This window comes from Shewanella mytili, from assembly GCF_046765975.1.
GTDB classification, from domain to species: Bacteria; Pseudomonadota; Gammaproteobacteria; order Enterobacterales; family Shewanellaceae; genus Shewanella; species Shewanella mytili.
In genome coordinates this window covers 242,084-256,496 of record NZ_JBKOUD010000002.1, presented here as the reverse complement: position 1 = coordinate 256,496, position 14,413 = coordinate 242,084, and the positions used below count along the sequence as shown (strand labels likewise).

Sequence of the window (14,413 nt, the reverse complement as noted above, 5' to 3'; positions counted from 1 at the left end):
GCCATCAAGCATAGGCCACATTGGGTTACATTTTATGGTTGCATTGCCTGCAGCAAGGACTGCACCAATGTCTGGGCTTCTTCAAAGCGGTAACCGGCCACCATGACACTCACCGGCTGCAGTTGTTGCCATAACCGCTCATCCACCCGATGGCGCAGGCTTTGCAACTGCGCTACCGCCGCCGCATCGGCATCTTCCAGCAGCAGTAACAGCTGTTCCAGTTGCTGTTTTAACTGCGCCGGCGCCAAGGGCTCATCCACCCCGGCAGCCTCGCCATCATCCCCAGCGGAAAGTTGCAGCCAGTCATCAATGGCAGTGACGATTTCGCCCACCAGCACCTGCGTTTGTTGCAGGGTTTCATCACAAGGCTGCTGATGCTGCAACTGCCCTTCCAGGGTGCGCGCCAGGGTTGCCAGCGCCTCACTGGCCAGATTGCCGGCCAGCCCTTTAAGGGTATGCGCCAGCCGCACTGCCGTTTCCTGCTCTTTGGCGGCCATGGCCTGACGGATTCTGGCCACCACGTCATGCTGGCTTTGGCGGAAGCGCTCAAAAATCCGCCGGTAAAGCCGTTCGGAGTTTTGTACTAACTGTAGTCCACGATCAATATCCAGCAACGGATGCTCCGGCCAGGCAATCACGTCATCGGCTACCGCCCCGCTGCCAGTAGTGACCACATCTCCCTGTCCGAGATACTGCAGCAACATGTTATAAAGGGCACTGACCTCGATGGGTTTGGCAATATGTTCATCCATTCCCGCGGCCAGGCATTTTTCCCGGTCGCCGGCCATGGCATTGGCGGTCATGGCAATCACCGGCAGGGTTTTCAGCCCTTCGATTTTCCGCAGCGCCCGAGTGGCCTGATAACCGTCCATCACCGGCATCTGGCAATCCATCAGCACCAAATCAAAGGGTTGTTGTTGCAACAATGCCAGCGCCTGCTGGCCATTTTCCGCCAGGGTCAGTTGTATTCCCACTTGGGTGAGAAACTCGCAGGCCACTTCCTGGTTCATTTCATTGTCTTCCACCAGCAGCACCCGTTTGCCGCTCAGCTGCTGCAGAATGTTGCTGTCCAGATTGCCGCTGCGGCGTTTTACCGGCAGGTGTCCCTGCTTGCCCAGCGCCAGCATGATGCTGTCCAGCAAGCGCGAAGCACTGACAGGCTTGGCCACATAACCACAAATGCCATGTTGGGGTAATTCACCGATGAACTCGCTGCTGGCATGGGCCGACACCATCACAATCAGCGGGCTGCTATCCAGTTCCCTGAGTTTTTCAGAGGTTTCAATGCCGTCCATCTCCGGCATTTTCCAGTCCACCAGCGCCATGGCGTAACGTTTTTGGGCAAATTTCTCCAGGGCTTCGCTGCCACTGCGGGCGGTGTCCACCTTAAAGCCCATGCTTTGCAACGTGGTATGCAAAATGTCCCGGGCGGTGGCGTTATCGTCCACCACCAGCAGTTCCATGCCTTCAAGCTCTTTTTCCACCTTGATGCTGCTGTCTTCGGCCACTTTCAGGTGCACGGTAAAGAAAAAGGTGCTGCCATTGCCGTACAGGCTTTCCACGCCGATTTCGCCACCCATCAACTCTACCAACTGGCGGCTGATGGCCAGGCCAAGTCCGGTGCCGCCATATTTACGGGTCGTGGAGCTGTCAGCCTGGCTGAACGAGTGAAACAGTTTCTGCTGTTGCTCCCGGGTAAGGCCGATACCCGTATCGCGCACGGCAAAACGCAGCACGATGTCATCGCCCTCTTGCTGTAGCTGGCTGATGGACAGTTCCACTTCTCCCTGCTCGGTAAATTTGATGGCATTGCCCAACAGGTTGATGAGAATTTGATTTAACCGCAGCGGATCGCCTTCCAGCACGGTGGGCACGTCCGGCGCCACCGAAAACAATAGTTCCAGCTGTTTGTCCACGGCGCGCACCGCAAACATGTCGGCCAAATCTTCCAGGATGTTGTCCAGGTGGAACGGCACCGATTCCATCTGCAGTTTGCCCGCTTCGATTTTGGAAAAATCGAGAATGTCGTTGATAATCCCCAGTAAAGAGCGCGAAGCCCGTTCGATTTTCTCTACGTAATTGCGCTGTTTGTCATCAAGGCAGGTTTGCAGGCATAGCTGGGTCATCCCGATGATGGCATTCATTGGCGTGCGGATTTCATGGGACATATTGGCCAGAAAATCGCTCTTGGTGCGATTGGCAGTATCGGCGGCATCCTTGGCATTGAGCAGGGCTTCTGACAGCTGTTTCAGCGCCGTGATGTTGGCCACCACCAGTACCACGGAGTTGTCGTCATGCTGCTGTTTTTGCAACGGCGTGGCATTGACGGCAACCCACATCTGCTTGCCGTTGGCATCCAGCAAGCGCCACTCGGCAGCAATGCTTTCCTGCTCGCCGTTGACCAGGGATTGCAATGCGCTCATGGCCTCCTGACGTTGCTCCGTCAGTAACAAATCCCCCATGGACTTGCGTTTGAGCACCTCAAGATTACTGGCCATGTAACGACAGAAGCAGTCATTGCAGTCCACAATCATGCCCTGCTCGTCCAGGTTGACGATGCCCACGGCGGCATTGTCAAACAGCGCCCGGAAGTGGGCTTCGCGCTGGGCCATTTCCCGCTCCATCTGCTTGCGCTCACTCACATCCACCAGATAGCCGTTCCACAAAATGCCCTCGGGCTGGGCCAGCCCGCGGGCACCGGCTTCGAGCCAACGCACGCCGCCACTGGGATAGTGGTAACTGAAGGTGACATTCCACTGCAGGCCATGATTGCCGTTCAGCATTTCCAGCAGCTGGTGCCGTTCATCCGGCGGGATCCGCTCGGCAGCAATATTGAAGTTGTCTATCACCTCCTGACGGGGCAAACCCAAGGTGACAATGGCCGCGCGGGAGAGAAAGGTGAAATGGCGGTTTTGCGCATCTGACCACAGCAGTTGGTATACGGTACTGGGCACCGATTCGGTAATGGTTTCCAGTTGCTCCTGGGATTGGCGCACCCGCTCCTGAGCCAGTTTGCTTTCGGTAATGTCGTTAAGGCTGCCGTCAAACCACTGGGGCTCGCCCTGCTCATCATAGGTGGCCTTGGCTTTTTCATGCACCCAGCGGATGGCGCCGTCACGGTGCAAAATGCGGTATTCCACCTCAATGGGGCGCCGCTCCAGCAGCGCGGTATTGATGGCATCGGTGCGCAGCGGCAGGTCGTCTTCCACAATGATGCTGCGATAAACCCGGTGCTTGTTTTCAATAAAGCTGCTGGCAGGATAGCCGGTAATCTCCACGATATGGTCGCTGATGTATTCCAGCACCCAGTTGTCTTCAATGCGCACCCGGTAAATGGCACCGGGAATGTTGGACACCAGCCCGCGAAAACGGCTTTCGCTGTCGCGAATGCGTTGCTCCACCGCCCGTTGGGCGGTCATGTCCCGAATGGAGGCCGCCGCCTGGCGCTGACCGTCCATGGACAGCGGCAACAGGCTCAAGGCCACCTGCGCCGGAAAGCTGCTGCCATCGGCCCGCTGGGCCAAGAAGGTGCGCGCAGGGTCCATGGTGCGAAGGCTGTCGCCATTGACAAAAGCGCGGCTCAGCTGCTGATGTTTGCTGCGGAACATTTCCGGCATCAGTTGCTCTACCGTTAATTTGAGCATTTCGCCGGCAGCGTAGCCGAACAATGACTGGCAGCGGCTGTTGCTGTAGATGATCCGGCTGTTATCATCCACAATCAGCATGGCTTCCGGGGCGGCTTCCAGCACGGCTTTTGACCAGGCGGCGGCAGAGAACTGTTCGGTGACATCATTAAACAGCATCTCCACCGACACCACGGCACCATGCTCATCCACGAAGGGCTGCATGAACACATCCAGACGCCGCAACTGGCCGTCTTCGGCCTGCATCTCCACCTGATGCGGCGGCACGCGCTGCCCTTGCAGCGCCTGCTCCATGTATTGCCAGTTTTGCTCATTGATTTCACAGCTGGAAAACAGGCGCTGGTATTTGCGCTTCAAGGTGTCGGCACAAATCCCCAATACCTTTTCCACGCCGTCGCTCACCTGCACCAGTTGACCGTCCGGCGCCATGGAGCAATAAAAGGATTTGTCGCTCATGCCGTCAATCAAACTGGCAAACCGGTTGCCACGGGAGTCCAGCAAGGCCTGTTCCCGCTGGGCCAAAACATCCGTGAGCTCATTGAATTTGCGGCTGAGGCTGGCCACTTCCTGCACCGTGCGGCGGGTGGGCGGTGCCAGTTTCAGCACTTTGCCGTGGCTGAAATCCTCAATGCCTTGCGCCAGTTTTTCCAGTGGCTGGGTCAGCTTTCTGGCGGCATAGGCACTCACAATCAGCAGCAAGACAATCACGCCCAGCAGCACAAAAATCAAGTAGGTGGAATCCCCGAGCACCGCCGCCAGCAGATGCTGCTCCGGGGTCAGTACCACCACATGCCAACCCAAGGGCTCCACCAGGGCAATACTGGCCAGATAGTCCACGTTATAACGGTCGGTCAGCTGCACTTTTTCCAGCTGCCCGCTGCCCATGGCGGCCAGGTTTTCATCAGCGCCAGGGGCCAGCCACTCTTTGAGCAATACCTGTTCACTCAGGCTGGCACCCGGGTGATACACCAGCATGCCGTGATCGTCCACCACCAGCAGCTGCTCCGCATCCACCCCCAAGCGCTGGGGCAAGGACGACAGCGCCAAATCGGTTGTCACCACGCCAAACCAGTTGTCCTCGCTGCCAAAGGGCTGGGAAAAGGTGATCATCAAGGCGTTGCCCGCCCCTCTGTCAAAATACGGTGCGGTCCACTCCCCATGAGGGTGTTTCAGCGCATCGCTCCACCAGTCCCAACTGCCATCGGTATAGTCATAGCCGTCTTTGCCGATATCCATGGTGGCAACGCTTTTGTCCCGGCGATAGGCGTAAGGGGCAAAGCGCTCGTTGTCACCGAAAAAGTCCTGGCGAAAGGCGATGGCAGAGCCGTAAAACTCCTGGTAACGCTCTAGCCGTTCGGTGAGCATGGCGTACAGGTAATTGGGGTGAATGCTGCGGTGTTCGCTGTCGAAATTATCCAGGCTGGAGGCCAGGGTCTGGGTGTCAGAACGCACCAGCTTCAGGGAAAATTGCAATTTTTGGGCAGCATCCCGGGCCTTATGGTGAAGCGCCACGAAATAGGCGTGCTGTTTTTCCTGGTAATTAATCCAACCGGCCATGACGCACAGCGCCGTCATTACCAGAATGAGCGGCAGTGCCAGATGCGACATGATACGGTTGCGAAATGTCTGATATTTAGCTAACTCAGGCATGTGTCAGTTCCCTTTTTGAGCGGGTCACATTACCGTCGACGATGCGCCCGTACACCCTAACATCCCTGGCATCATATCAACCGGTTCACTTGGTAAACTCAAGTTAATTTAAACATTCACCCCTCGCTGACGCAAGCCGTATGGCGTTTTATAAAAGGAATAAACCAATGACACAAAAGATTTTTCTCATGCCGGCCTGCCAACGGAACCGCCTTTGCCACTTAACTGTTAAGCCGCTAACCGTTACACTGTAAACCATGGAAAAACGTCCCGTTAACGGCGGTCATTGCAAAGGACTGAGACATGCCTTCCCAAGCTCCCCGGCCATTGGTGCAGTTGGCACGCATCAGCAAGGGCTTTAATGATGGCGATCAGTACCATCAGGTGCTCGACGCCATTGAACTGCGCATCAACCGCGCCGAAACCGTGGCACTTACCGGCCCCAGCGGCAGTGGCAAAAGCACCCTGCTCAACCTCATTGGCGGTTTTGAATATCCCGACAGCGGCAAGCTATGGCTTGACGGCGCCGACTGCAGCCTGTGGCGCGATCCCCAGTGGAGCCGTTTCCGGCGCCAGCAGCTGGGGGTGGTGTTTCAGCAGTTCAACCTGCTCACGCCCCTCAATGTCCGGGACAACATTGCCTTTCCCTTGGCATTGCTCGGCCAGAAATGGAACGACTGGTGCGACTATCTGCTCTACAAGCTAGCCATTGTGGAGCTGGTCAACCGGCCGGTAGAGCAGTTGTCCGGCGGTCAGCAGCAACGGGTGGCCATTGCCCGGGCACTGGCCCATCGTCCGGCACTGCTGCTGGCAGATGAACCCACGGGCAATCTGGATGCGGAGGCCGCCGAAGAGGTGATGCAGTTATTGTGCATGCTGGCGGCCGATGCCGGCAGCGCCATTTTGATGGTCACCCACAGCAACAGCGCGGCGCAATACATGCAGCGCCGCTGGCACCTGCAACAGGGCAAAGTCCATGAATGATTGGCGCCTTGGCTGGCAGGCATTGCGGGTATACCTGGCCCACTACCGCCATGCGCCGCTACAGGCTGGCGCCATTTTGCTGGGCATTGTGCTGGCGGTAACCCTGTTAATCGGCGTCAAGGCCACCAACGACAATGCCATCAACAGTTATCAGCATGCCGGTGAAGCCCTGGCCCGGCAGGCAAGTTTGCTGATAAGCGCACCAGGCCGGGATGGCAAGGTGGATGAGGCCGTGTATTTTGCCCTGAAGCGTCAGGGATTCAAGGCGTTGCCTGTGGTGAGCGGCGAAGTGGCGGATGCCCAAGGCCGCCAATGGCAGATTAACGGCAGCGATTTAGTGGCGGTGCTGCACAGTTTCTCCCAGCCGGCCGCAACCTTTGACGGGGAACTGCCGCTTGGGAGGTTGCTCGGCGGCGAGCCGCTGTTATTGCTCAGCCACAGCCAGTTCCTGCGCATGGGATTCACGGAGGGAAGCGATGCCAGCTTCACCCTCGGCGGGCAATCCCTGCAATTACTGGCATTGCCGGACAGTGCCAATCTGGGGCACCGTCTGTATCTGGATATCTCCCTGGCCCAGCCGTTACTCAAGCTGTCCGGGCGCCTGAGTTACATTGCCCTGTTTGGTGACGCAAACCGCCTCAAGCAACAACTGGCGGATAATCCTTTGCTTGACGGGCTGCAGCTCACCGAGCAGGACCAGGGCAAGGCGCTGACCGAGCTCACCCGCAGTTTCCATCTTAACCTCAACGCCATGGGCATGCTGGCATTTCTGGTGGGGCTGTTCATTGCCTATAACGGCGTGCGTTACAGCCTGATGAAACGTCAGCGGTTGCTGCTGCAACTGCTGCAACAGGGGCTGAGCCGCCGGGCGCTGATGCTGTCGCTGCTGCTGGAATTACTGCTGTTGGTTGCCCTGGGATCACTTGCCGGCTTCATGCTGGCACTGCAGCTCAGTCACTGGTTGCAGCCCATGGTGGCATTAACACTGGAAGAGCTTTATGGCGCCACCTTGCTGCCGGGGCACTGGCAGTGGCAATGGCTGGCGCAGGGCGCCGGGCTGACCCTGATAGCCGCGCTGCTGGCTTGTGTGCCCCTGTACCGGCAGCTGTGTCAGCGCAGCATTGCCCAAAGCCGGCAGCGCTTTTCCCAACAGCAACATCACCGGCGGGTGCACCGGCGCTTGTTTGCCTTGGGATGCCTGTTACTGCTGCTTACCCTGCTGCTTTATCCTTTCAGCCGCGAGCACAGCCAGAGCCTGGCATTGATGGGGCTGCTGACGCTGGCCATGCCGTTGCTGTTGCCCCAAATACTGCAAACCGCCCTGGGACTGCTAACCCCACTGGCGCCGGCCGGATTGCCACGTTATGCCATTGCCGAAGCCCGGGAGCTGACCGCGCCACTGGCACTGGCCATGATGGCGCTGCTGCTGGCATTGTGCGCCAATATTGCCATGAACACGCTCGTGGGCAGCTTTGACAAAACCCTGCGCAGTTGGCTGGACAGTCGCCTCCATGCCGATCTGTACCTGCGCCCCGGCAATGGCAACATGCCGGCGCTGCAGCATTATCTGGACAGCGCCGCCCCTGCGCTGCCACGTTATTTTCAGTGGCAAACCGGTTATTACCTGCAAGCCCATGAACAAACCCTGGCCATTAACCTGCTAAGCCGTGATGCCGACTCCATTGCCCAGACCACGGTGTTCAAGGCGCCAACGGCCCGATTAGCCAAACAACAGGCCATCACACGGGTACAGCAAGGCGATGGGCTGCTGCTCAGCGAGCCGCTGGCACTGAAACTCGGTCTGCAAACCGGTGATGAAATCCGGCTATGTGCCGATGACAGTTGCCGCCATGGGCTTAAGCGCCAGGTTGCCGGCGTGTACTTTGACTATGGCAATCCCAAAGGGGAAGCCCTGATAGGGCAACCCTTATGGCAACACTTGGCCTTGCCGTCCCAACCCTATAGCCTGGCACTTGGCGGCATTACAGGCGGACAAGAAGCCATTGAACGACTGGCGCGGCAAATCATGCAGGATTTGGCACTCAACCCGGCACAAATCTACAGCCAGCAGAAAATCCGCACCCAGGCACTGCAGATGTTCAACAAGACGTTCAGCATCACGCTGGTGCTCAACAGCCTCACCTTGCTGGTGGCCGCCGTGGGTTTGTTCAGCGCCGTGCTGATGCTCACCCAGTCCCGTCAAGCGCCACTGGCCGTGTTGCGCTGCCTTGGCATTCCCCGCACCCGCATCTGGCTGATGCTGCTGGGGCAGCTGTTGCTGGCCGTATTGCTCACCTGCCTGCTGGCACTGCCGCTGGGTGCGGTGCTGGGGCATTTGCTCATCCACAAAGTGACCTTGCAGGCCTTTGGCTGGACCATTATCCAGCAGTGGGACTGGTGGGCTTATCTGCGAGTGGTGGCCCTGTCCCTTGGTTGCTGTTTGCTGGCGGTGGTGTTGCCCCTTTACTGGCAAAGCCGCCGGGCACTGGTGTCATCCCTGCAACAGGAGGTACTGTGATGAACTATCGTTTATGGCTGCCGCTTGTACTGTTACTCGGCGGCTGCAATCCTGCGCCAGAAGCGCCTGCGGCCATGGGGGAGATTCTGGGGCGCAGCGATACGGGCTATGCCCGGGTTCTGCCGGGAAAACCGCTGTCATTTCCTGCCGATCATCTGTCTCATCCCCGCTTTCGACAAGAGTGGTGGTACCTTACCGCCAACCTGCAAACCGATGACGGCACCCCGCTGGGGCTGCAATGGACCCAGTTTCGCATTGCCCTGTCAGCCAACAAGCCTGCCAGCCATTCCCCTTGGGCCAGTAACCAGTTGTACATGGCCCATGCGGCGCTGACTTTTGCCGATGAGCATGTCAGCGCCGAACGCTGGGGCCGGGGCATGACCCGTGACGGCGCACCGGCGCAGGTGGCGGGGCCGCCCCTGTCGGTCCGGATTGATGACTGGCAATGGCAGGCCAGCGATGCCCCCCATAATCCCAACCGGGGATTGTTGCCAGCCACCCTCAGCGTGAACGACCCGGATTTTGGCTACCAGTTGCAACTGTCATCCACTGCGCCGCTGATGCTGCAAGGGCGCGACGGTTACAGCCGCAAAAGTGCCGATGGCAAAGTGGCCTCCCATTACTACAGCCAACCGTTCATTCAGGTACGCGGCAAGGTTCACCTGCGTGGGCAGTGGCACAAAGTCACCGGCAGCGCCTGGCTGGACCGGGAGTGGAGCTCGGAATTTCTCAGCCGCCAGCAGCAGGGCTGGGACTGGTTTGCCCTGCATCTGGAAGACGGCTCGGCGCTGATGCTGTTCCAGCTGCGGGCTGCCGGCGCGGCACAAAAGGCCTTTTACAGCGGCAAAAGGATGTTTGCCGATGGCCGCAGCCATGAAATCGCCGCGGATGACATCACCCTGCGGCCTGTTGACTGGCAGCAAACCGCTAGCGGCCGCTATCCGGTGAGCTGGCAACTCTTGCTGCCACAAGAGCGGCTGCAGCTCACATTGACGCCCCTTAACCGCCAGGCGGTAATGCCATTGTCGGTGAGTTACTGGGAAGGGCCGGTGCACATCAGCGGCAGTCAGCAAGGTCAAGGGTACATGGAGCTTACCGGTTATTAACCGCACGGATGGGCATGCAGGCACGGCATAAAATGCCACGGTAACCTGATTGTCATGAATCTTGCCTACCATCAGCCGCTAAGCAACTTCCAACAAAAGGTGAACCCTGTGAAACATCCACGGCTTACGGCGCTACGCCTACCCCTACTGCTGCCAACGCTGCTGCTGTCCACATCCTTGCTAACCGCTGGTGCAACCGCCAATGAGCCAGCGACCCACTGGATGCAGCGCAGTGCCAATGGCAATCTCACCGAAAATGGCGGCGCCCGGCGCTTGCAACAGGAGATCACCACCGAGCTGCGCGCATCACTGGATAACGGCAAAGTCCGTAACGTGATCTTGCTGATTGGTGATGGCATGGGTGACTCGGAAATCACCATTGCCCGTAACTATGCCAAAGGGGCTGGCGGCTTTTTTGAAGGCATAGATGCCCTGCCCATTACCGGCCAGTACACCCACTACTCCCTGGACCGCACCACCCACAAACCCAACTATGTCACTGACTCGGCAGCCTCGGCCAGTGCCTGGAGCACCGGCACCAAAACCTATAATGGTGCCCTGAGTGTGGATGTTCACGGCGCGCCGCAAGTCACCCTGCTGGAGCTGGCCAAAATGGCCGGACTGGCAACCGGTGATGTATCCACCGCTGAAATTCAGGATGCCACACCGGCAGCCATGTATTCCCATGTCACCTACCGCAAGTGTTACGGCCCCGGTGTTACCGCCGACAAATGCCCGCAAGCGGCACTGGAAAATGGCGGCCTTGGCTCCATTACCGAACAATTACTGAACACCCGCCCGGATGTGGTTTTGGGTGGCGGCCGTGCCACCTTTGATGAAACCGCCACCAGCGGCGACTGGAAAGGAAAAACCCTGTTGCAACAGGCCAACCTGCGGGGATTTAACCTGGTGCAGGATCTGCAGTCATTGCAACAGGTAAGCCAGGCCAACCAGCAGCAACCGCTACTGGGCTTATTCAGTCCAGGTAACATGCCGGTACGCTGGTTAGGCCCCAAAGCTTCCTACCACGGCAACCTGAAACTGCCACCGGTGACCTGCAAGCCCAATCCTGAGCGCGGAGCCCAGCTGCCCACACTGGCACAGATGACCCAAAAAGCCATTGAACTGCTAAAAGTGAATCCCAAAGGCTTTTTCCTGCAAGTGGAAGGCGCCTCCATTGACAAGCAAAACCATGCGGCCAACCCCTGTGGCCAAATTGGCGAAACCGTGGATTTGGATGAAGCCGTGCAACAGGCGCTGGCCTTTGCCAAAGCCGACGGCCATACACTGGTGATTGTGACCGCCGATCATGCCCATGCCTCGCAGATTGTCTACCCGGATGCCCAAGCGCCCGGTCTTACCCAAGCATTGCTGACCAAAGACGACGCGGTGATGAGCATCAGCTATGGCAATTCGGAACTGAGCAGCATGGGCCATACAGGCACCCAACTGCGAATTGCGGCTTTTGGCCCCCAAGCCGCCAATGTCACCGGTTTGACAGACCAAACCGACTTGCACTTTACCATTGCCAGAGCCTTGGGATTGCGCTAACCCTGGGCTGCAAATAACGGGGCATTACGCCCCGTTATGCCCCGGCATACAACAGCCGGCAGCACATGCGGCCAAGACACACTCTGTCACAAAGGCAGTGCTCATCTGCGCCCTCAAGCGCTTATAATACGCCGTGAATTCATTCCCATTTGGAGTCGTAATGCATTTTCGTTCCCTATGCCTGTGCCTGCTCGGCCTGAGCCTTAATGCCCAGGCGGCCTTTTCCGTTCCCGGTTTTGAGCTGGTGCAAACCGCACCGGTGGAAACCTCGTTAAGCAACAGCGATCTGGCCGATCCCGTCAGCGTTTGGTGCAAGCAGTTCGATGCGGCCCGCAGCCGGATTGACATTGCCCAGTTTTACGTGACCGGCGCCCCGGGCGAACCGCTGGAGCAGGTACTGCAGCATTTGCAGCAGGCGGGTGAGCGGGGCGTGAAAATCCGCTTCCTGATGGATAAAAATGGCCTCAGGATGTCTGATGAAGCCACCCTCAACACCATCAAAGCCATTCCCAACCTGAGTTTCCGCCTGATTGATTTTGGCAAAATGGGCGGCGGCATCATCCACGCCAAATATATTGTGGTGGATGGCAAAAGCGCCTTTGTGGGCAGCCAGAACTTTGACTGGCGCGCGCTGAAACACATCCATGAAACCGGTTTGCTCATCAGCGATGCCACGATTGTGTCCCAGTTGCAAGCCATTTTTGACATCGACTGGCAGGCCCAGCAGTTAATCAGTGAAGGCAAACCGGTGCCGGTACGCAACCAGCAAACCGTTGCGGCCGATGAGCGCCAGCGCGCCTATCTGGTCGCCAGCCCCAACGCCTATAATCCCGCTGGCGTGGGTGACTCCCAAAGTGAGCTGCCCAAACTGCTGGCCAAGGCCGAGCACGAGGTTTACATCACAGTGATGACCTATGCGCCGTTGTCTTACAGCGCCAAAAAGCCCGCCCCCTATTACGGGCTGATAGACAACGCCCTGCGCGCCACAGCCCAGCGCGGAGTGAAAATCCATCTGATGATCTCCGCCTGGAATACCGGCAAGCCTTATATCGACTACCTGAAAAGCCTGCAGGTGTTGCCCAATATTGAGGTGAAAGTGGTGACCATCCCCGAAGCCAGCCAGGGGTTCATTCCCTTTGCCAGAACCCTACACAGCAAAACCATGGAGATTGACGGCAAGATTGCCTGGATTGGCACCAGCAACTGGCAGGGCGGCTACATGAGTACCTCCCGCAATCTGGAGCTGGTATTGCAAAATCCCGCCATGGCCACCCGTTTGGGTGCGTTGCAGCGCCAATTGTGGAACAGCCCTTATGCGGCAATGCTGGATATCAACAAGCAGTATCCAAAACCCCATCCGGCAAGTGCCAAGTAGCGAATACCGCTGACAACCTTGTCCCGTCCCAAGATAGGTTTGTCACCAAAAAGCCGCCAGTCAATGACATGGCGGCTTTTTTAATGTGTTGCTGTTGCCAACGCCCGGCAATGCCAAGCGCTTACATCATCACCCAGGCACGGAAGGATTTGCCCTTGAGTTTACCCTGGGACAACTTGGCCGCCGCCTTTTTGGCCAGCGGGCGGCTCACCGCCACATAAGACCAGATGTCATGCACCTGAATTTTGCCCACATCGCTGCCCTGAATATCATGGCCGGCAGTCAATGCGCCGAGAATGTCACCGGGGCGCAGCTTGTGCTTTTTCCCGCCCTCGATGCGAATGCAGCCCATATGGGCAGTTAATGGCGCAGTGTTAACCCCCTCAGGCAGGTCATCAAACTGCAAGGTGCCGTAGCGCTCTTCCAGCAGCGCCAGGCGCATGTCGTCATTGGCAGCCACAAGGCTCAGGGCAATCCCCTTGGCGCCGGCCCGGCCGGTGCGACCGATACGGTGCACATGGGCCTCCTGCTCAAAGGCCAGCTGGTAGTTAATCACCAAATCCAGCGCATCAATGTCCAGCCCTCGGGCCGCCACATCGGTGGCCACCATCACCACCGCGCTTTTCAGGGCAAACGCCACTAACGCCCGGTCCCGCTGACGCTGATCCAAATCACCATGGAGCGCCACCGCATCAAACCCTTTCCCAATGAGGAAGTCGGCCAGCTCCTGGGTTTCCTGTTTGGTATTGCAAAACACCACCGCGCTGTGGGGGCGCTGTTGCAGCAACAGTTGATACACCGCCTGACGACGGCTGTCGCTATTGCTTATCCGATAAAAGCGCTGGGTGATTTTGCTGCTGTCATCGGTCTCTTCCACTTTTACCTGCAATGGCTGCTGCAAGTTCTGCTTCGCCAGTGCCACAATGGCCTCAGGAAAGGTGGCGCTGAACAACAGGTTTTGCCGCTGCTTTGGCAGATAACCGCGGATTTGTGCCAAATCCTCGCTAAAGCCCATCTCCAGCATGCGGTCGGCTTCATCCAGCACCCACTGTTTGACTTCATCCAGCGATAACCGCCGCTGTTGCAAATGCTCCAGCACCCGCCCCGGGGTGCCCACGATAATGTGCGCGCCGTGCTCCAGCGAGCCGATTTGCGGGCCAATGGGGGTGCCACCACACAGGGTGAGAATTTTGATATTGTGAATGCCCCGGGCAAATTTGCGAAGCTCGGTGGCCACCTGATCCGCCAACTCGCGGGTGGGGCACAACACCAGCGCCTGCACCCGGAAGCGGCTCACTTCCAGCTGCTGCAAAATTCCCAGGCCAAAGGCGCAGGTTTTTCCGGAGCCGGTTTTGGCCTGGGCCAACACATCCCGCCCCTGTAAAATGGCCGGCAAACTGCGGGCCTGGATGGGAGTCATCTGGCGAAATCCCAAGTCGGCCATGGTGGCAATCAACGAGGCATTAAGTGGTAAAGCGGCAAAATCGGTGGCAATAGTTGAATTCAAAATGGTTCCTGATGACGGCTGAAGGTGCAGGGCTTGATTGCCGCGTATTGTAACAGCATTTGCGCCAACTGCCTGCTA

7 protein-coding genes are annotated in these 14,413 nt (G+C 58.0%); 5 read left to right on the top strand and 2 right to left on the bottom strand.

The features are described from left to right. Positions 1 to 32: 32 nt before the first annotated feature. A complete protein-coding gene (locus ACIDEJ_RS03870) occupies positions 33 to 5,294 on the bottom strand; it encodes a PAS domain S-box protein (RefSeq protein WP_411986780.1) in 5,262 nt (1,753 codons plus the stop codon). A gap of 303 nt (positions 5,295 to 5,597) precedes the next feature. On the opposite strand from ACIDEJ_RS03870, the gene ACIDEJ_RS03865 reads away from it, so the two are divergent. The 5 genes from ACIDEJ_RS03865 to ACIDEJ_RS03845 all read left to right on the top strand — a co-directional run bounded on the left by ACIDEJ_RS03865 (position 5,598) and on the right by ACIDEJ_RS03845 (position 12,828). Beyond that, the gene (locus ACIDEJ_RS03865; protein WP_411986779.1) at positions 5,598 to 6,278 is read left to right on the top strand and encodes an ABC transporter ATP-binding protein; all 681 of its coding nucleotides are present in this window, start codon (positions 5,598 to 5,600) and stop codon (positions 6,276 to 6,278) included. Continuing rightward, complete coding sequence (locus ACIDEJ_RS03860; RefSeq protein ID WP_411986778.1) at positions 6,271 to 8,796, top strand: ABC transporter permease; 2,526 nt, start codon at positions 6,271 to 6,273, stop codon at positions 8,794 to 8,796. The genes ACIDEJ_RS03865 and ACIDEJ_RS03860 overlap by 8 nt, the downstream gene beginning before the upstream one ends. After that, positions 8,796 to 9,902, top strand: a complete 1,107-nt coding sequence (locus ACIDEJ_RS03855; RefSeq protein WP_411986863.1) for a lipocalin-like domain-containing protein — start codon at positions 8,796 to 8,798, stop codon at positions 9,900 to 9,902. Before ACIDEJ_RS03860 ends, ACIDEJ_RS03855 begins: the two co-directional genes overlap by 1 nt. Positions 9,903 to 10,010: 108 nt before the next feature. Further along, a complete protein-coding gene (phoA, locus tag ACIDEJ_RS03850; protein WP_411986777.1) occupies positions 10,011 to 11,453 on the top strand; it encodes an alkaline phosphatase in 1,443 nt (480 codons plus the stop codon). 160 nt (positions 11,454 to 11,613) lie between these two features. Continuing rightward, positions 11,614 to 12,828, top strand: coding sequence for a phospholipase D-like domain-containing protein (locus ACIDEJ_RS03845; protein ID WP_411986776.1), 1,215 nt, complete (start codon positions 11,614 to 11,616; stop codon positions 12,826 to 12,828). Between the two features lie 121 nt (positions 12,829 to 12,949). Here the strand turns inward: ACIDEJ_RS03845 and dbpA are convergent, their stop codons facing one another. Next, positions 12,950 to 14,335: an ATP-dependent RNA helicase DbpA gene (gene dbpA, locus ACIDEJ_RS03840; RefSeq protein WP_411986775.1), complete on the bottom strand. Its 1,386-nt coding sequence runs from the start codon at positions 14,333 to 14,335 to the stop codon at positions 12,950 to 12,952. Positions 14,336 to 14,413 lie beyond the last annotated feature (78 nt).